The 19344-nt window shown below is 33.4% G+C and carries 20 protein-coding genes, 2 pseudogenes and 1 riboswitch; of the genes and pseudogenes, 14 read left to right on the top strand and 8 right to left on the bottom strand.

The window, feature by feature from the left end:
- Positions 1–572 precede the first annotated feature (572 nt).
- Complete coding sequence (locus ACQH6S_RS02115; RefSeq protein WP_425360853.1) at positions 573–2369, bottom strand: leucine-rich repeat domain-containing protein; 1797 nt, start codon at positions 2367–2369, stop codon at positions 573–575.
- Positions 2370–2599: 230 nt separating this feature from the next.
- On the opposite strand from ACQH6S_RS02115, the gene ACQH6S_RS02110 reads away from it, so the two are divergent.
- Positions 2600–2773 (top strand): palindromic element RPE2 domain-containing protein, encoded by a 174-nt coding sequence (locus ACQH6S_RS02110; RefSeq protein ID WP_425360852.1) that lies wholly within the window; start codon positions 2600–2602, stop codon positions 2771–2773.
- A gap of 272 nt (positions 2774–3045) precedes the next feature.
- On the opposite strand, the gene tatA is transcribed toward ACQH6S_RS02110, so the two are convergent.
- A complete protein-coding gene (gene tatA / locus ACQH6S_RS02105) occupies positions 3046–3198 on the bottom strand; it encodes a twin-arginine translocase TatA (RefSeq protein WP_341749841.1) in 153 nt (50 codons plus the stop codon).
- Between the two features lie 86 nt (positions 3199–3284).
- On the opposite strand from tatA, the gene ACQH6S_RS02100 reads away from it, so the two are divergent.
- Entirely contained in the window at positions 3285–4175 is an 891-nt protein-coding gene (locus ACQH6S_RS02100) for an aminoglycoside phosphotransferase family protein (RefSeq protein WP_341758878.1), read from the top strand.
- Positions 4176–4234: 59 nt separating this feature from the next.
- Here ACQH6S_RS02100 and ACQH6S_RS02095 read toward each other — a convergent pair.
- The 3 genes and pseudogenes from ACQH6S_RS02095 to ACQH6S_RS02085 all read right to left on the bottom strand — a co-directional run.
- A pseudogene (locus ACQH6S_RS02095) lies at positions 4235–4879 on the bottom strand (Npt1/Npt2 family nucleotide transporter); the annotation flags it as partial.
- 12 nt (positions 4880–4891) lie between these two features.
- Positions 4892–5449 carry an IS630 family transposase gene (locus ACQH6S_RS02090; protein ID WP_425360101.1) on the bottom strand — a complete coding sequence of 186 codons (558 nt, stop codon included), beginning with the start codon at positions 5447–5449 and terminating at the stop codon, positions 4892–4894.
- Positions 5401–5943 carry a helix-turn-helix domain-containing protein gene (locus ACQH6S_RS02085; RefSeq protein WP_425360100.1) on the bottom strand — a complete coding sequence of 181 codons (543 nt, stop codon included), beginning with the start codon at positions 5941–5943 and terminating at the stop codon, positions 5401–5403. Before ACQH6S_RS02085 ends, ACQH6S_RS02090 begins: the two co-directional genes overlap by 49 nt.
- Before the next feature lie 154 nt (positions 5944–6097).
- Between ACQH6S_RS02085 and ACQH6S_RS02080 the strand changes: the two genes are divergently transcribed.
- Together ACQH6S_RS02080 and ACQH6S_RS02075 are read left to right on the top strand one after the other, a co-directional pair.
- Positions 6098–6460 carry an IS630 transposase-related protein gene (locus tag ACQH6S_RS02080; RefSeq protein ID WP_425360850.1) on the top strand — a complete coding sequence of 121 codons (363 nt, stop codon included), beginning with the start codon at positions 6098–6100 and terminating at the stop codon, positions 6458–6460.
- Positions 6432–6950, top strand: a complete 519-nt coding sequence (locus tag ACQH6S_RS02075) for an IS630 family transposase (protein ID WP_425360021.1) — start codon at positions 6432–6434, stop codon at positions 6948–6950. The genes ACQH6S_RS02080 and ACQH6S_RS02075 overlap by 29 nt, the downstream gene beginning before the upstream one ends.
- Before the next feature lie 16 nt (positions 6951–6966).
- Here the strand turns inward: ACQH6S_RS02075 and ACQH6S_RS02070 are convergent.
- A pseudogene (locus ACQH6S_RS02070) lies at positions 6967–7803 on the bottom strand (Npt1/Npt2 family nucleotide transporter); the annotation flags it as partial.
- Between the two features lie 285 nt (positions 7804–8088).
- Here ACQH6S_RS02070 and tgt point away from each other — a divergent pair.
- From tgt to ACQH6S_RS02020, 10 genes are all read left to right on the top strand, one after another.
- Positions 8089–9174, top strand: coding sequence for a tRNA guanosine(34) transglycosylase Tgt (gene tgt, locus ACQH6S_RS02065; RefSeq protein WP_341759861.1), 1086 nt, complete (start codon positions 8089–8091; stop codon positions 9172–9174).
- Between the two features lie 54 nt (positions 9175–9228).
- The gene (locus tag ACQH6S_RS02060) at positions 9229–10311 is read left to right on the top strand and encodes an LptF/LptG family permease (RefSeq protein ID WP_425360849.1); all 1083 of its coding nucleotides are present in this window, start codon (positions 9229–9231) and stop codon (positions 10309–10311) included.
- Positions 10308–11789 carry a UbiD family decarboxylase gene (locus ACQH6S_RS02055; protein ID WP_094649512.1) on the top strand — a complete coding sequence of 494 codons (1482 nt, stop codon included), beginning with the start codon at positions 10308–10310 and terminating at the stop codon, positions 11787–11789. Before ACQH6S_RS02060 ends, ACQH6S_RS02055 begins: the two co-directional genes overlap by 4 nt.
- A gap of 274 nt (positions 11790–12063) precedes the next feature.
- The gene (locus ACQH6S_RS02050; protein WP_425364651.1) at positions 12064–12207 is read left to right on the top strand and encodes a hypothetical protein; all 144 of its coding nucleotides are present in this window, start codon (positions 12064–12066) and stop codon (positions 12205–12207) included.
- A 37-nt stretch (positions 12208–12244) separates the two neighbouring features.
- A riboswitch (TPP riboswitch) is annotated at positions 12245–12349 on the top strand.
- Positions 12336–12599 (top strand): SemiSWEET family sugar transporter, encoded by a 264-nt coding sequence (locus ACQH6S_RS02045; protein WP_094649175.1) that lies wholly within the window; start codon positions 12336–12338, stop codon positions 12597–12599. It overlaps the preceding riboswitch by 14 nt.
- Positions 12589–13362 (top strand): thiamine diphosphokinase, encoded by a 774-nt coding sequence (locus ACQH6S_RS02040; protein ID WP_425360847.1) that lies wholly within the window; start codon positions 12589–12591, stop codon positions 13360–13362. Before ACQH6S_RS02045 ends, ACQH6S_RS02040 begins: the two co-directional genes overlap by 11 nt.
- A gap of 198 nt (positions 13363–13560) precedes the next feature.
- Positions 13561–14469, top strand: a complete 909-nt coding sequence (locus ACQH6S_RS02035; protein WP_341759738.1) for a ribose-phosphate diphosphokinase — start codon at positions 13561–13563, stop codon at positions 14467–14469.
- A 9-nt stretch (positions 14470–14478) separates the two neighbouring features.
- Positions 14479–15579: an alanine racemase gene (locus ACQH6S_RS02030; RefSeq protein ID WP_094649178.1), complete on the top strand. Its 1101-nt coding sequence runs from the start codon at positions 14479–14481 to the stop codon at positions 15577–15579.
- Positions 15569–16342, top strand: a complete 774-nt coding sequence (locus tag ACQH6S_RS02025; RefSeq protein ID WP_094649179.1) for an MlaE family ABC transporter permease — start codon at positions 15569–15571, stop codon at positions 16340–16342. The genes ACQH6S_RS02030 and ACQH6S_RS02025 overlap by 11 nt, the downstream gene beginning before the upstream one ends.
- 4 nt (positions 16343–16346) lie before the next feature.
- Positions 16347–17108, top strand: a complete 762-nt coding sequence (locus tag ACQH6S_RS02020) for an ABC transporter ATP-binding protein (RefSeq protein ID WP_094649180.1) — start codon at positions 16347–16349, stop codon at positions 17106–17108.
- A 368-nt stretch (positions 17109–17476) separates the two neighbouring features.
- On the opposite strand, the gene ACQH6S_RS02015 is transcribed toward ACQH6S_RS02020, so the two are convergent.
- Together ACQH6S_RS02015 and lgt are read right to left on the bottom strand one after the other, a co-directional pair.
- Entirely contained in the window at positions 17477–18556 is a 1080-nt protein-coding gene (locus ACQH6S_RS02015; RefSeq protein WP_425360846.1) for a class I SAM-dependent methyltransferase, read from the bottom strand.
- A complete protein-coding gene (gene lgt / locus ACQH6S_RS02010) occupies positions 18535–19329 on the bottom strand; it encodes a prolipoprotein diacylglyceryl transferase (RefSeq protein ID WP_425360845.1) in 795 nt (264 codons plus the stop codon). The genes ACQH6S_RS02015 and lgt overlap by 22 nt, the downstream gene beginning before the upstream one ends.
- Positions 19330–19344: the final 15 nt, after the last annotated feature.

The following is a 19344-nucleotide window of genomic DNA, read 5'->3' as shown; positions in this document are numbered from 1 at the left end:
CGCAATCTGATGTATCCCCACGAAATTAAGCACGACAAAGCTCCGTCTTTATAATAGATGCCAGGGATTCTACCAATGGTTTTATGGCATGCAAATAATTAAATTCAATAATAAATTTCCCAAGAGTAAAATACGAATAAATCTTTTTATCTTTTACTGTCAAGTCTTCTGCAACATCAAGTAACGCATTTAAACGATTATTATGTATAAAAGGACAATGTTCTTTTATTACTTCATTTTATACTGTTTTTACATCCATAACCTACTATCTCCATCATCATTAAATAATGATGATATTCTATCAATTCTTGCTATTTTGCAACAATTTCGTGGGGATACATCAGATTGCGAGGAGCTACTTTAGTAGCGACGAAGCAATCCATGAGAATTAGTATAGATACATCAAGACTATATGGATTGCTTCGTAGGCTCACGCCTTCTCGCAATGACGTTTTTATGCTGTTTAATACTTATAGAATAAAAATTGTAGGGTACTATGATCCCAGCCACTAGATGAGCGGATATATCATCTTATAATTGCCATGCTGGCTGTTGTTATGATATGCAACCAGTTAATCTATATGATGCGAACTATCTCCTAAAACCGGTGTTATTGGGTCATCTGTAGCTAAGCCGATTGACGTATGTTCGCTAATATTTGGTAGATGACTATCAGAATGCTGTGCTAAAAGAGCCTCGGCTTCTTTTTGCTCAGGTGTTAATGAACTTTCGTGCAATATATCCAGAGCTGTTTTACCTTTATTATTCTGTTGCTCAACATTAATACACCCTTCTTTTAAAATTTGGGTTGCTAATTGATAGTTACCATTCTGCAAACTAAGGTGCAATAAATTATTACCCTCATCATCTATAAGCAACTTCAATGGTTGATTTACTAGTAATATTTCTACTGCTTTATTATTTATCTGGGATAATTTTGTTAATAAATTAGATTCTAATTTTACTGCAGACCTTAAATTAATGACGGATAACCATGAGACTATATCTTCTATGTTATTGTCTTCTAATGCAGAAGACAAATTCTTAGTTAGTACTGGAGTAGAAAACTCTTTTAACAATTCTTGTATTCGAGGGTTATGTTTAAAAGTATTTTCATCAACATGTTGGTTTAATAGTACCGCAATATTAGGGTAAATAGGTGAGTCACTGTTAAGTAAATTATGCAAGATAGTTCCTGGTATCTTGAGATCAGGATGTTTTTCATACAAATCAGTTAATTGTTGATTATGTTGCCATTCCCCTCTTGTAAATTCATTAGAGAGTAAAATTTGAAGTACGTGATCTGGATCAAATTTATTAGTTGGAACATTAATCACACTCGTGTCAATATTAATCTCGCTTGGATCCATCAAATTATTATTCAATATATCCAACTCTAGCAAAAGCATTTCTTTTACTTCTTCAATAATTTCTACTATCTTAGAGTTAAATTCATTAACAATTTCAGTATTGAATCCTAAATGTTCCAATACTGTCTGCGTTATTTCTGTTAGAGCCTTTGATCTGGCAATAAACGATAATTGTTCTATTCCATCTTGATCAACATATATTGTGCCTTCATATAGAGATTGGGCAATAATCTGTTCTAACACAGGTAAAGGAAATGCCCCATGTTTCTCACTGTAGTTCTTGAGTATCTTCAAGAAACTATTTTGCTCACCGCCTTCTGCGTTCGAAGAGAATAACGGAGTACCATCGGTGTCTAGAGTTATTTTAGATATGATTGGCTTAAATGCTTTACTAATATCTTTTATTTCTTTATTACGTTCTAGTATCTTGTCTATGTCTGGTTCTGTTATCCGTATACCAAAGCTAATAAGGCTAGTATTGTCCTTCAAAACTTTAGCTATTGCAGTTACACATGCATCAGTTATATCATTCTCATGGATATCTAAATAAGTAAGATTAGGCATTGTAGCTATTACAGTTGCACCTATATCAGTTATATTATTATTCTTATGGATATCTAAATAAGTAAGATTAGGCATTGTAGCTATTGCAGTTGCACCTATATCAGTTATATCATTCTCATGGATATCTAAATAAGTAAGATTAGGCATTGTAGCTATTGCAATTGCACCTGCATCAGTTATCTTATTTCCATGGATATCTAAATAAGTAATATTGCTATTATTTATCGATTTTATTAATAATTCAATTTTTCCTATATCCATATCATTAATATTACAATTCTCTAAGTTAAGTGCTGTAATATGGGAGCTATTTTGTATAAATGAACTAAATTCATTTAAGTTATCATCACTACTTAATATCTCAGGCAATATCGTTCCTTTCTCCTTAAAATTCAAACAATTGCCTTCTACATATGCATTAAAATCTATTGTCATTGTTATTACCTATATTAAAAGTTAGTAGTTCTAATGGGATAGATTGCTTTATTTACAATCTATGTGCCGTATCGAACGGATTTTTATTTTATGATGTGTACCGTATCGGATAAAATTAATATTGCAAGCATTATTTTTATAAAAAAGAAATTATTTTATAATCTTAACCTATAATCTTAAAATATACTAATTTATATTAACGAAAACATGATGTAAAAATATCACGAAATATGATGCAAATTGTGATTTTTTATGGTATAGTCAATTCAGGGGAATTGGGTAGCAGGAGCGATGGAGCGACGCCTATAAGTAATAGGCGAGCATTGAGCAACGATGTCACCAACTTCCCATCAATTGACTATATCAGAAAATTGCGATCAAATTTTCTTGAACCGTGTGTTTAATCTCTCATCTCACAAATCTACACATTCTACTTCACTTTCTATCCATTTATTCATACCAATACCAACTTTATGATTTCCTTAGTTGATATTATTACACTATTTTCTCCCTCTTGCAACTTGTGGGCAAAGATATGACATTTGAGTACGCTGCGGTTCGAGGTGAAGCGTCTCCTTCAAATCCTTGTATATACGCGAGTTTTGCAAGAGGTCTATTATTATCTTTTTAAATCTTTGGACATCTTATCAACTGTTTTTAGGCAATGTCATTAACGTTATTCATCTTTCTTCTTATCATCTTTTATTCCTTCCTTAAAAGCTTTAAGACCTTTAGCAAGATCTGACATTACTTGAGGCAATTTACCAGCACCAAACAATACTAAGATAATTAATAAGATCACTAATAAGTGACTGAAGCTCATTCCCATAATATCAATTTTGTAAGTTTTAAGTTAAAGTTATTATAGCAAATATTGTTAATTTTATCTAGTATGAAAGAATCAGATATATCAATATGAAAACATTCAAAACTAATATCATTAATATCTATGGTGATCAAGGTAAAGTTTGGTTAGATGATTTACCAAGAATTGTCGATGAATTGGCTGGAAAGTATGGTTTGTCTGACTTAAAGCCAGTTGAAAATTTGACCTACCACTATGTTCTAGAAGGTTTTCAAGGTAATCAGCCGATCATTTTAAAGTTGGGGCTAGATATTGAAGGGCTTAGGAGAGAATTAGTAGCTTCAAAAGTTTTCTGGGGATTTGGCAGTGTAAAGGTTTTGGCTGAAAACAGTGGTTTATTACTACTTGATAAGGCTATTCCTGGTATATCATTAAAATCCTATTTTCCTACTAAAGATTGTGAGGCTATTCAAATAGCATGTGATGTAATGACAAGATTACACCGAGGATATTTGTTGCCTGTAGAAGGTTTTCCTTGTATTAATGATTGGTTGGCAGTACTAGATAAAGAATGGGATATCCCAACCTATTATTTAGAAAAAGCTCAAAAATTGCGAGATAAGCTACTTAATACATCGTCAAGGTTAGTTTTATTGCATGGCGACTTGCATCATGATAATATTCTGCAAAATGGTGATGATTGGGTAGTTATTGATCCTAAAGGGGTTATTGGTGAACAAGCATATGAGGTAGCAGCCTTTATTCGTAATCCTTTTCCTGAAATCCTTGCCTTAAAAGATGTTGAAAGTATTATTGCAAATCGTATCACTAAATTTGCAACTATCTTAGGTTTAGATACTCAACGAATTAGCAATTGGTGTTTTGTTCAAGCTGTACTCTCCTGGGTTTGGGCTTTGGAAGATAGTTGTGATGGGCTTATTTGGGCAGACCTTACAAAAATTTTTGATGATTTGCTTGTTAATATGAAAATCAATCAGTAGATATAGCTCACCTTTTTGGTGCGTAAATTTAGTATAATATTAGTCGGGTTAGCTACAGGTTAGACAATTTTCTTATATTCAAAGTATATTTTTCTTACCGAGTAAATCCAGGTAATACAAACAACGATAAATACTACCATTAAAAATGGTGAAATAGAACTAAAAGTTGCTGTTGGTACTAATGTAAAAATAACTGACTGTATTAATCCGCTCGAAGATTTACCAACTTTCGAGCTAATAACGTCAACAGCTGCTTTACCTTTGGTTTTTAGCTCCTTATCTAGAGGGATATATAGCATCTCTTTAGAGGTGTCCCAAATTGAATATTTAGTACCTTTCACTAGAATGTTCTGTAAAGCACCAATTGATACCGCAAGAGCAAGTGGGGTCATAAGAATAGCACTGTCAAATAGAGGCAATATTTGATGATCAAACACGATTAAAATAAAGAATAATGTACCAGTAACCATCATGATAATTGGCGAAATTACAGCCGCCACAAACCAGCTATGACTACGCATTATATTGTTGCCTATTATAGTCATTATCATGATAGTAACCCCAGTCCAAAGAATATAAAGACTATTAAATTCTGCATAACTATTAACAGTGGGGTATAATTCTTTTATTTTTGCTTTCCATACGGCTTCTACCAAATTCATTGATAAACCAAAAGCAGCAGAACAAATTAGCATTAATACCAAATCACTATCTAATTAACAAGATACTATCCAATTCCAAGCACATATAGATTTGACAATTGCAGGATTATTTTCATAATAATTACATGCTGTGATTAGTTGATTTTCTATAGCATTCATTGAATCAAAAGCTAGGTTATAAAAGAATTTTTCCCTCATATCATCCCATATATTTTCTTGTGGGTTTAATTGTGGGCTATATGGTGGCAAGTAAGCTAGTTTAATATTATTAGGTAATAATTCTTTATCGAGTTTATGTGCAGCAGCTCCATCGCATACTACTAAAAGAAAATTATCCTTATAACGCTTTGCCATTTCTTGTAGCATTAACATCATCCAATCTTGGTTCATTAAAGGCAAAATAAGGAAACAACTAGCACCGTCAAATGGACAAATTGCCCCATAAGTATAAGTATATTCACGAATAATTTGTTTCTTAAGTAAAGGCCTGATTCCAGCCGGAACCCAGCAACGCCTTAATGAATCTATACGACCAAAACGTGCCTCATCTTGGAAGAATATCTTTAATTCCTTGCCTTCAGTTGCTGCTGATACTCTTGCTTCTTTAACCATATCAGGCCACTTTTTTTAAAAGTTTCTACCGCATCCTTCTTTTGTTTAGGATGGTATGGTCTTGGTGCAATTTTACGCCACCCATGCCTATGAAGCAGCCTATAAGCTGTGTAACGTGCTATTTTACTACCAACCGTTTCCTCAAAAATCTTATGCACCTTGCTAATTTCTACTATCCCACCATTAACGGCATTCTGTTCTATCTTTTTAAGCATCTCACGTTCTTGCTCTTGAGTTAGATAACTTCTGTATCTCCCACCTTTCTTCCTGCTACATAGTGCCTTTAAGCCTTTTTTCCGACATTGACTATGGGTTCTGTGAACATGACTTTCTGATAATCCTGTAACTTTAGCAATCAATGATGTCGGCATTTTTTCACTCACTCTTAGATAGATTGATTGATAACGTCTAAATTCTTCTTTAGTCTTTGCTTCATTCATTAATTGTTTCACTTCTTCTACATTAACTTCTAATACCTTATACCCTCTAGACATCTTAATTAACACTATACTATCTTAAATAACACACTATAGCATCTATATTATTAAATAGATAGTGATTTGGTATAACCATAAATATTTTGATCTTATGATATATAGTTAAACCCGTTGAATTAGATGACATTATATGGTATAAATAAGAGAAAAAATGTCAACAAGCCCATATAGTAAAGATTTAAGAAAAAAAGTAATAAGTTATATAGAAAAAGGTAATAGTCAAAGAGCGGCTGCCAAGATATTCGATATACATAAAAATACAATTAGTCGCTGGAACGTAAGGAAGAGAAAGGAAGGAACGATATTAGCAAAAGCTAGAGTAGGTTTTAAAAGTAAAGTTGATAAGCAAAAGTTAGCAAATTTTGTAAGAAATAATCCAAATATGAGATTACAAGATATTGGTAAAGAGTTTGGAATTGCGAGGTCTCAAACTGGAAGGATATTAAAACAGCTAGGTTTTAGTTATAAAAAAAACCTTTACCTACATGGAGTCAAGTGTAGACAGACGAGCTGAATATTTAGAAGAGATCAATAAATATGATAAAGGGCAAATAGTGCATATTGATGAAAGCGGTATAGATACAGGTATTTGCCAAGATAGAGGCTGGAGTAAAACAGGAGAATTACTGATTGGAAAGAAGAGTGGGAAACACTATCAAAGAACTAATATCATAGCTGGCTTGGTAAACAATCAATCAATAGCTCCTTTTGTTTTTAATGGAACGTGCAATACAGAGTTATTTAATAATTGGGTTGAGAAGTTTTTAATTAAAGAGTTAAAAGCAGGACAAGTTGTAGTGATGGATAATGCTAGTTTCCATAAATCAAAGAAAACAAAGGAATTAATAGAATCAGTTGGTTGCAAGCTTATTTTTTTACCGCCATATTCACCAGACTTAAATCCCATAGAGAAGTTTTGGGCTAATATGAAACGATGGATTAAAAATAAGGTAACAGAAACCAGCAAATTATTTGAAATTATTACTATGTTCTTTGTCACCTAATTTTATGGGTTTAACTATATCTAAAACTTTCGATTAATCCCATTCCATCTTTAGTCGATCTAGCAGATTTAGCCTTTGCATAAAATGTTGGATTGGTAAAAACATTTTTGCTAATAAATCTTACAAGTAAATATGATATAACAGCTGCAACTACCACGAAACTTGTTGATATTTTTACCAATATAGTTTTATTGTCCGGTACGGTAAAAAAATACTTAGCTATAGTGTTAGCAGATGATAAGTTTGACATCAAAAAGCCAACAAATATTAAAGCAGAATTACCAAATAATGAAAAAAGAGTGTAAAACCTTTTTGCTTCTTCTGTTGTAGTAAGCTCATTAGCAAACTGCCAAAATAGTAAAACATAAAAGATATTTGGCCAAAGCTCAGATAATGTATAAAAAACCACATAACTCCAATTACCAATTAAAGCTATATACCATTTTAAATGAGGATAATTCCCCATAATTTGTTCCAGCGAACTTGGATTAATGTGGAAAATATGGACATTAGGATAAATGATGAAAGCAAAAACAATAAAGAAACTAATAAAAAAGGTAATTAAATAGCCATAAATCCTCTCAAAACTATAATGATTAAGCATCTTAGCATAGATTATAACGAATAGAGCCGCTGCAGGTGTTACACAATAAACTTTAGTGAAACTGACTACTTCAGCACTAATCTCTGAAATTAAAATACTATCTTTTAAAATTCTTAATATATTTTGGTTAAATAAGACGCAGAACATCAAACCACACATCGGTATGAATTTCCCGAGTTCATGATTATGGATAGACCAAAAGATAGTTCTGAATTTGCTGCTAAATGAATTTGACTGTATACTAGTCATAATAAGGGTTCCCTAAGACAAAAAAAAACTCAATGCATGTATCAACTTAAAGAATGATCTTTTAATGAGTTGAAAATATTCAAGAGTTCTTCCTTAATTGCTTAAGGATTATTTGTACAAAATATACAGGTTAGGAACTTATATATTATTAACCTTCATATGTCAAGCTATTTAGATTTATCTTGTATAAAAAATCAAAAATTGCTATACCAATTAGTAATACTTTGTATAGGGGGAGAGCAATAGGGTTAGATATATGTGCAAATTGATTTAGGTAAATTAGCAGTGCAAAAATTTTCATTTGATTTACAATCTCAACATAAAAAAGCCAGAACTGGTATTATAACTACTAAGCATGGTCAAATACGTACTCCAGCTTTTATGCCGGTCGGCACGAAAGGTACGGTAAAAGCCATGTTACCAGAAGCAGTTGAATCTACCGGAGCTGATATAATACTTGGTAATACTTATCATTTAATGTTACAACCAGGGGCTGAAAGAGTTGCCAAGTTTGGCGGTTTACGTAAATTTATGAATTGGTCAAAGCCTGTACTTACCGACTCAGGTGGTTTTCAGGTAATGTCCCTGTCAAAATTACGTAAGATTACAGAAGAAGGGGTGATTTTTAACTCGCATATTGATGGTAGTAAGCATATGTTAAGTCCTGAGCGGGCAACAGAGATCCAATATCTTCTAGATAGTACCATTACCATGGCGTTTGATGAATGTACCCCATATCCGGCAACATTTGAGCAAGCAAAATCATCGATGGAATTAACATCTAGATGGGGAGTTCGATCGAGAAAAGCATTTGTTCAAAGAGAAGGTTATGGTCAATTTGGTATTGTACAGGGAAATATCTATCAGGAATTACGTGCCGAGTCAGCAAAGAATTTGGTAGAATTAGATTTTGAAGGTTATGCTATTGGAGGGCTGGCAGTAGGTGAGGGACAAGAAATAATGTTTAAAGTGCTAGATTATGCTCCAGATTTATTACCTAAATATAAGCCCAGATACCTTATGGGGGTTGGTAAACCAGATGATATTATTGGGGCAGTTGCCAGGGGAATAGATATGTTTGATTGTGTTATTCCAACGCGTTCTGGTCGAAATGGTCAAGCTTTCACCAAATATGGTGTAGTAAATATTCGCAATAGTCAGTATAAGGATGATCAGGAGCCGCTTGAAGATGATTGCCCATGCCCAACATGTAAGGATTATAATAAAGCTTACTTGCATCATTTGGTAAAGAGCCAAGAGATTTTAGGAGCAGTACTTATGACTTGGCATAATTTGGTGTATTTCCAAGAATTAATGTCAAGAATAAGGCAATATATTCAACAAGGAAAAGACTTTGATTTTATGCATTAGTTATCGATAATTTTGCATGGTATAGATATTTGAAAGACTATAAATGATTACAGAATGTTGATATATAAACGTTATATAATAAGAAATATAGTACCATCCTTGGTAATAATTATTTTTTCGGTTACTAGCCTTGTATGGATTACCCAGATATTAAAGATGTTGTACTTAATTGATAAGGGCATAAAAGTTCAGGATTTCTTAAATTTAATTATTTTAATAATACCATCTTTGTTGTTTATTTTATTACCTTTTGCAACTATTGTTGCTGTTATTTATACTTATAATGCTTTGAGTGAGAGACGTCAGATAATTATTTTACAAAATTTGGGATTAAATAATATCCAACTAGCTAGCCCAGCATTGATGGTAGCTCTGATGATTACGTTATTTGCTTATTATATTTCGACTAGTTTATTGCCATTATCTTATGGCAAACTTAAATCAGATCTTAATTTTATGAGGAATAATTATGCATCCAATATGTTAGATGAAAAGACATTTAATACAATTTCTAAAGATATAACAGTTTATTTTGATAAGAAATTACCTAATGGTACTATGAAAAGTTTAATCATTTTTGATAATCGTAAGCGTGATAACAATGCAATCTTGTTTTCTAAATCAGGGATGTTTACAATATATAATAACAGCTCATCTTTTCAGTTAAAAGATGGAGTTAGGCAGGCATATGATCATAATGGTAATTTAAGTAACTTATCATTCGAGCTTTTAACCGTAGAATTAGTTAGTAATAATAGTAAAAATTTGGTAAGGGATGAATATAGTCGAGAAATCAATGAGTATTATATTGATGAATTATTAAAACCCAACAATATTTTATCAGAGCAAAGGAAGATTAAATTAATTGCTGAGGGACACCAAAGATTGATTTGGCCTATGTATAATTTTGTACTGGTCTTTCTTACATTATCTGTTTTTTTACGGCAGCCTTATAATAAAAAATCTAGTTTAAGACAGATTCTAATTACGGCAATTTCTGCCATAATTATCACATACTTGCATTTTGTATTACAAAATCTTGCTTCAAAAGATTTAAATTTTATCTTTGCTTGTTATGCTAACATGATTATTGCTATTATTTTAAGTCTATATTTATATTTCTGTAAAATTATATGAGTTTCCAAGATTTACCACAATTTATAGAACTCCTCGAGCAAAATGGACTCCTTAAGCGTATATCCTATCCCGTATCATCTAACCTTGAAATAACAGAAATCAGTAGAAGAATTTTAATACAAGATGGCCCGGCTCTGCTGTTTGAAAATGTTATTAAAAATGATGGAACTAAATCTAATATGCCAGTTCTAACTAATTTATATGCTAGTACTGAGCGAATCGCCTTGGGACTTGGGTTGAAACGTAAAGAAGATTTAAGGAAATTCGGAGAATTGCTAGCTTTTCTTAAAGCCCCCGAACTACCTTCTTCCTTTAAAGAAACCTTTGCCATGTTGCCATTGGCAAAAAGAATGTTGGCTATGTCGCCAAAAATGTTATCAAAAGCTCCCTGCCAGGAAGTTATAATTGATGATCCTGATGTTAATATATTACCGATACAAACCTGTTGGCCTCTTGATATTTCGCCATTAATTACTTGGCCAATAGTTGTTACTAAAGGACCTAGTCTAGAGAAGGTAGATAATTTTAACCTCGGTATATACCGAATGCAAGTAGTTGGGCGTAACAAACTTATTATGCGATGGCTTAAAATGCGAGGTGGAGCACAACAACATAAACGTTGGCAATCATCAGCAAAAAAAGAGCCTTTTCCTGCTGCAGTGGTTATTGGGGCAAGCCCTGCTGTGACTATGGCGGCTGTTATGCCGCTGCCTGATAATATGTCTGAGTATAATTTTGCTGGATTATTAAGAGGCAAGTCAATTGAATTGGTAAATTGTGTTAGTATAGATATGAAAGTGCCAGCTTATAGCGAAATTGTTATAGAGGGGCATGTAAGTTTTGATGAATATCTACCAGAAGGACCATTTGGTGATCATACAGGTTACTATAATGACGTTGAATATTTTCCAGTCTTTAATGTTAAGGCTATTACCATGAAAAAGCAACCTATATATTTAAGCACTTATACTGGTAAAGCTCCAGATGAACCATCGGTACTTGGCGTGGCATTAAATGAAATATTTACTCCGATAATTCAGCAACAATTTCCAGAAATCGTTGATTTTTGGTTACCGCCTGAAGGTTGTTCTTACAGAATTGCCATTGTATCTATCCGCAAGGCTTATCCAGGTCATGCAAAAAGAATAATGATGGGGATTTGGTCGTTTTTAAGACAATTCATGTATACCAAATTTATTATTGTGGTAGATGATGATATAGATATTCGAGATTGGAAGGAAGTAGCTTGGGCAATCTCAACTAGGAGCGATCCTTCTAGAGATAGCACGTTTATTGATAATTCGCCAATAGATTATCTTGATTTTGCATCCCCTGTATCAGGACTTGGTAGTAAAATGGGGATAGATGCAACTAATAAAATGTCCCCAGAGACTAATAGAGCTTGGGGAAAGAAAATAGAAATGACTAGTGAAGTCATTGAAAAAATTGATAAAATTTGGGGTATGCTGGGTATCTGAAATATCATTGCGAGGAGCCGCTTTGCGGCGACGCAGCAATCCAAAAAATGACCATGAATGAATTGCTTCGACCATTATATGGTCTCGCAATGACGAGTTATAGATACATGCGTCATTGCGAGAAGGCGTAGCCGACGAAGCAATCCAGGAAAGTGATTAGAAATGGATTGCCACGACCACTACGTGGTCTCGCAATGACAGAAAACCTATCTAAAACCCGCTTTACCTTCTAACTTTCAACAGTTGTGGGCTACGCCCCCTCGCAATGACATTTTTGAAAGATATAGTCAATTCAGGGGAATTTGGAGCTAGGAACGATGGAGTGACGCCTATAAGTAATAGGCAAGCGACGAGTGATGACGCCCCAACTTCTCATCAATTGACTATAGCCCTCAAATCTCAAATGATACTGTTGTAAACATCTTGACAACTAATCTACTTTAAATATATAATTTTACTCACATTAGGGGTGCCATAGGAAACTAAGGCTGAGAGTTAATAAACAACCCTTTGAACCTGATATTGTTAATACAAACGGAGGGAAATGTGTACAGTATTGAAGAATTTTTTGGCTATATTGCCTTAATTACATCTCTGATAGGTCTATTGCCACAGGTCTATAAAGCATATATAACAAAATCCACACATGATATATCTATGCTAATGCTAGTAAATTACCTTACTTGCTCAGTTGCATGGATTGTTCATGGCTATTGTCAAGGTTCAATATTTGTTGTTCTTAGCAATGTTGCTGGACTCATAATCAGTATAATATCTATTATTCAAAAATGTTACTACGATGCAAGATAGATACAGAGCTTTTTATGAACATATAGATATCGGTCTATACCATTCTATATTGGCTTTAAATGGTGACTTGCCTGATAAGTCATTTTTTGACATTGGCTTGCCTATTATAGCTGCTGATGGAGCAATAAATTCTTTGTACAAGATGGGTATAATACCAAAAGTTGTGATTGGTGATTTAGATTCTGCAAAAGTCGATTTACTGTATACTATAGGCAATTCAGGAGAATTTGGGGCTAGGAACGATGGAGCGACGCCTATAAGTAATAGGCGAGCGACGAGTGACGACGTCCCCAACTTCTCATCAATTGACTATACTGAAGTAATTCGTGTACCAGATCAGAACAGCTGTGATTTTGAAAAATCTCTACAATATCTTGAGAATAAAAATCTGTTACCAGCTATAATTGTAGGAATGAGTGGAGGATATATTGATCATATATTAAATAATATTAGTATTTTTCTTAAAAATGGTAGCATTTTTTATGCACCGTCTATTGTAGGGTACGTAATTAAGGCTGGAGAGACTAGGGTTTTTACATTGTCTGTAGATACCAAAATCTCATTACTTGGATTTTCATCAGCACAAATTTCTACTAAAGGCTTAAAATGGGAATTAAAGCATTATCATATGTCATTTCCGGGTACTAATTCTTCTTTTAATAGAACTATTTGCGAAACTGTTTCTATAGAGGTACATAGTGGTCTATCATTGGTAATGATTTATTTAGAAAAAATGAAAGATTATGGAAGTGATATTATATAGTCAATTAACCTGAATTAGTGCCGACAAGAAAAACGATTAAAATAGATTGCTTCGGAGGCTTACGTCCTCTCGCAATGACTTATAAAGTAAGGATATTTAGGTTAGTATAAAAATAATAAAAATATTTTTCATAAAATGCTTAGTGCGCATCATAATTAGTATATACTACGATGAGTTTGATGAATTATATTAATTAGCATGAAAATTCTTGCAGGTCTTAGTCACAAAAAATTAGCTAGACATTTAGCTAAGGAGCTAAATTGTCAATATGTGGAAACTTACATTACAACTTTTGACGATAGTGAGACAAAAGTACAAATCCTTGAGGACGTACAAGGGTGTGATGTTGTTATAGTGCAATCTACTTCTAGACCAACTAATAACCACTTGATGGAGCTTTTATTATTAGTGGATACGGTAAAAAGGGCAGGAGCCTCAAAAGTGACTGCGGTTATACCCTATTTGGGCTATAGTCGCCAAGATCGTAGATATGATAATTTTTCTCCAGTCCCTGCTCGTCTGGTAGCAAATATGTTGGAAATTGCTGGGGTTGATCGCATAATAACTGTTGATTTGCATTCACAGCAATTAGAGGGATTTTTTAAAATTGCTATACAAAATCTTGAGCCAATCAGTTTATTTGCTCCGATTATTAAGAACTATAATAATGCTATTATTGTGTCTCCAGATATTGGTGGTTTTGTACGTATAGGTGCAGTTAATAAGCTTTTTAACATGAACATGGCTGTTATTAATAAAAGCAGGGATAGCACGGATCAATGCCAAATGTCAGAAATAATAGGTAACGTTTCAGGCAAGCATTGTTTATTAATTGATGATATTGTTGATAGTGGAGAAACCCTTTGTAAGGGGGCTAAGCTATTAATGGCAGTAGGAGCATTATCTGTTGATGCTTTTGTGACTCATCCTGTGCTTTCTGGGTTGTCTAAGAAAAATATTGAAAATTCTGATATAATGAACATCTATATAACCGATACTATAGAAACTACTGATTTACCTTCTAAATTTCATATAATATCCGTTACTCCAATTATTGTAGCAGCATTACAACCTATGCAAGATTATGACAAGATTATGAGGATTTAGGATTTTATTATGCACAATGCTCGTTGTACTCTTGAAATAGATTTAGCAAAAATTCGTACTAATTATCGTATTATTTCTGAAATTTGCAAAAATTCAAAAATTGCTGCTGTGGTAAAGGCTAACAGCTATGGACTTGGAGCCGATATTATCGCACCAGCATTACAGATGGAGAATTGTCAGAATTTTTTTGTAAACTCAGTTAATGAGGGGGTAGAATTACGTAAAGTGTTAGGAGCGAAACCTAATATTTTTGTGTTTCATGGTGTATTTTACAATGATGTTGAGGAATTTGGCAATAGTAACTTAATTCCGGTACTTAATAGTTTGCAACAAATTGCCATATGGCAAAAGTTTGCTGCTAAAAAACAACAAGTATTACGTTGTACAATCCATGTTGATACTGGTATGCATCGTTTGGGAATGGCTGACATAGAGATGCAACGTATCATAGATAACCCTAGCCTATTATCTGGTCTTGAATTACAATATGTTATAAGTCATTTATCTGCCTCTGAAATAGCGGATAATCCTTATAATTTACAACAATTAACAAAATTTAGATATTATCTAAACTATTTACCAACAGCTAAAGCTAGCTTAGCTAATTCTAGTAGTATATTTTTAGGACAAGAATATCATTTTGACTTAATACGTCCTGGTGCGGCATTATATGGGCTTAATCCTTTGGGAATTTCCTCGAAAAATCCGATGCATAACCCAATTAGGCTGACTGCTCCGATAATACAATTACAAGAATTACCGCCAGAAAGTTATATTGGTTATAATATGACTTTTAAAACAAAGCGTAATAGATTGATTGCTACCTTGCCTCTTGGTTATGCTGATGGTTATTCTAGAGCTTTTAGCAATTGTGGAGAAGTTTGTATTGGTTCCTACTTAGCTCCTGTAGTTGGTAGAGTATCGATGGACTTAATTACCATTGATGTTACTGAACTACCACCAAATGAAATATTTTTAGGGCAACAAGTGGAGATTATAGGGGATTACTGTACCCCAGATAAAATAGCTAGTGTAATAAACACCATTGGTTATGAAATTCTTACCATGCTCGGTGACAGATATAAGAGAGTATATAAAAATGATTATTAAGATAGTTAATTTATTCGGCAAACATACTATTGCTTTCGCAAAAACTATAGGAGCTTTTTCTCTATTTACTATAGCGGTAGTTACTAGTATTTTTAGGCGTCCCTTATATGGCAACTTACTATTCAAGCAGTTGTTATCTATAGGCTTTTATTCCCTACCAGTTGTTGCGATGACTACCTTTTTTTCTGGAGCCGTACTGGCATTACAAAGTTATACAGGTTTCTCTCGTTTCTCGGCTGAAAGTTCAATAGCTACGGTGGTAATTCTGTCAATAACTAGAGAACTTGGACCAGTTCTTGCAGGTCTCATGGTGGCTGGTAGGGTTGGTGCATCAATTGCCGCTGAAATAGCTACAATGAGAGTGACGGAACAAATAGATGCTCTTTATACTTTGTCAACTGATCCAATAAAATATTTAGTTTTGCCAAGGGTCCTAGCTGCAGTTATTACCTTACCATGTTTAGTATTAATCGGTGATGTATTAGGAGTAATGGGTGGCTATTTGGTAAGTGTTTATAAGCTTAATTTTAATAGCTCTAGTTATATGGTAAATAGCTTTAAGTTTTTACAATCAATAGATGTTATTTCTGGTTTGGTAAAAGCAGCGGCTTTTGGTTTTATTATTTCAATAATAAGTTGCTATAGCGGATATTGCTCTGGAACAGGAGCAAAAGGAGTCGGAACTGCTACAACTTCGGCGGTAGTAAGTTCTTCGGTGCTGATTTTAATCAGTAATTACTTAATAACAGCATGTTTTTTTTAAAGTTATGAATAACCAATCAAAAATAAAAATACGTTCATTATATAAATCTTTCGGTAACCGAAAGGTACTTGACGGTATAGACTTGGACATAAAGCAGGATAGTTCGATAGTAATCCTTGGCGGTTCGGGAAGTGGTAAATCAGTACTAATTAAGACGATAGTTGGGTTAATACAGCCTGATAAAGGTAGTATAGTTGTTGATGGGGTAGAGACTGTCAATATCTCAAATAAAGATAGATTTAAAATGATGGAAACTATAGGCTTTCTATTCCAGGGTGGAGCTTTATTTGATTCTCTAACTGTTCAAGATAATATTACGTTTTTTGCTGAAAAATTGTATAAATTATCTCCCAAAAATAAACAAGAGTTAGCGGCATCTAAACTTAATTCGGTAGGTTTATCTAGCAAGATACTCAATCTTTATCCATCTGAACTTTCTGGGGGGATGCAGAAAAGAGTATCTTTAGCTAGGGCTATTTGTGGTAATCCTTTGATTCTTTTTCTTGACGAACCAACTACCGGTCTTGATCCTATCATGGCTAATGTTATTAATGAATTAATAATTAAAGTTCAAGAAGAACTAAAAGCTACTACCATTACCATAACCCATGATATGAATAGTGCTTATATGATAGCTAAAGAGGTTGCTATGATTTATCAAGGGAAGATTTTATGGTTTGGAACAAAAGATGAGATAAAAAATAGTGATAATCCCTATTTGCAACAATTTGTTAATGGTTTAACTATTGGACCAATTGAGGTTTAGTATAGTGGGGGTTTAGTATAGGGATATAGGCAAATGATTTGAAGAAGCGTATGCTTGAATATAAATTATTAGAAGAGATGATTGATGTAGCGGTTTGAGGCTAGGAGCGATGGAGCGACGCCACAACTGTTGAAAGTTAGAAGAGGAAGCGGTTTTAGACCGGATAGTTTAAAAGTCGTATGTGGTCAACGTCATTGCGAGAAAGACCGTAGGTCGACGAAGCAATCCATAAAAGTAACCAAAGATGGATTGCCACGACCTACTTGCGTGGTCTTGCAATGACAGAAAACCTATCTAAAACCCGCTTTACCTTCTAACTTTCAACAGTTGTGGGAGCGACGCCTATAAGTAATAGGCGTTCTCTGCTGTTACTCCTGTACAAGGTGCAATACTTTAAACAATAGTCCCATTTTATTGGGAGCAATTAGCCTATCAACTTGTTTTGCTATGATATTTGCCTCTATAATAGGTAATTTACTTTGTAATAGTTGACTTCGTAATAATATACCATTGCTAATTAAGAAATCACGTTGAGTTATTGATCCATACACATTTATTCCTATATTTCTGCTTACTGTCTTTAAGGCATAAAAGTCAACATGTGCTGATAAATCGGCTTCTCCTAAAGTTTCAAGTAGTGGGTAATATTTATGATTTTTTATCGCTTGTAAAGTAGGGTTATATTGGTTACGCGTCCTCTTTATTGGATCTATATCATAACCGTAATCGATAACTAAGCTCGCCCCACCAAATTTCATTATATGCTTGCTAATAAATTTTATGATTTCTAATGATTTAGGTGATTCTTCTATTACTGCTCCATCATGTGCGTTTGAGTACTCTTGCAGTAGATAATGTTGCAAGTTCTTATTAACTTCTATCTTATCGAATTTAATTTTACCATCAGCTGGGTCAATAATAAGTGTTAGCTCGTACCAAAGCTTTTTGCTTTTAATATACTGCTTAATTGGCATAGCATCAAAAAATTCATTAGCTATTATAATAGAAGGAATTTTAGATATATATTGTATGGATTTATAGTGTTTGATAGGGAGACCTGTTAACTTTAGGTTTGTTTTTTGTTTTTTGATAAAATGAGGATTAATATCAATTAATTCTATAGAGAGAGATTGGTAAAATTCTGGAACTAATTTAGCAACATTTAGCAAATCTCGCATTAACACTCCCTGCCCAGGACCCAATTCGACTAAATTAGTTTTCTGTGGGCAACCCATTTTATACCATTGGTCAATAGTCCATAAAGCTATCATTTCACCAAAAAGCTGAGAAATTTCTGGAGCTGTTGTAAAATCTCCTAAGCAACCTAGCTTATCTTGTTTTTGGTAATAGGAAGAAGGGGCTACAGATGTTACTTGGAGCATCATTTCGTCAAGCTTAATACTACCATTTTGCTCAATAAGTTTTCTTATTTTGGAGTCAACTGGCATTTAATTCGTATTATTAAATAAATCCCCATTATTAGCATAGGTAGTGATAAAAATTGCCCTATAGTTACATTGTTAAAAATAAGACTTGCATAGCAATCTTCTGGTTCACGAAACATTTCTATAATAATTCGAAATACCGAATAAAATATTAGAAATATAGCAGAATTTAAACTATAGATATTTATACTTTTATATTTAAAAGTGGTGTAAGCTAGAATTAAGAATAATATAATTCCTTCAAAAAATGCCTCATAAAGTTGACTGGGATGTCTTAGTTGTAGATCGCTATTTGGAAAAATCATTCCCCATGGCATTGTAGTCACTCTGCCATATAATTCCCCATTAATAAAATTGGCTATTCTACCTAAAAATAAACCGATAGGACCAACTGTAGCTACTATATCACCTAAACAAAAGAATTTAATTTTATATTTGCGGCAGAAAAAATAGCATGATAGGGCTATACCAATAATACCACCATGAAAGGACATACCGCCTTCATAGGTTTTGAAAATGGCAATAGGGTTAAAAAAATATTTAATAGGGTCATATAGTAACACGTGACCTAATCTAGCACCTATTACGATGCCCAAAGTAACCCAAGTAATAAAATTTTCGAAAATTTCCGTGGTAATACTAAGTTTGAATTTTTTTATAATGTTGTAAGCATAGAACCACCCAACTAATATACCCAAAACGTAAGCCATGGAGTACCAATAAACGGTAAATGGTCCGATAGAAAAAATAACAGGATTGATATTTGGAAAGAGCATAAGTTTATTATATAC

The sequence above is a fragment of the Candidatus Tisiphia endosymbiont of Mystacides longicornis genome (genome assembly GCF_964031095.1).
Lineage (GTDB): Bacteria > Pseudomonadota > Alphaproteobacteria > Rickettsiales > Rickettsiaceae > Tisiphia.
This window is presented reverse-complemented; position numbering and strand designations above follow the sequence as displayed.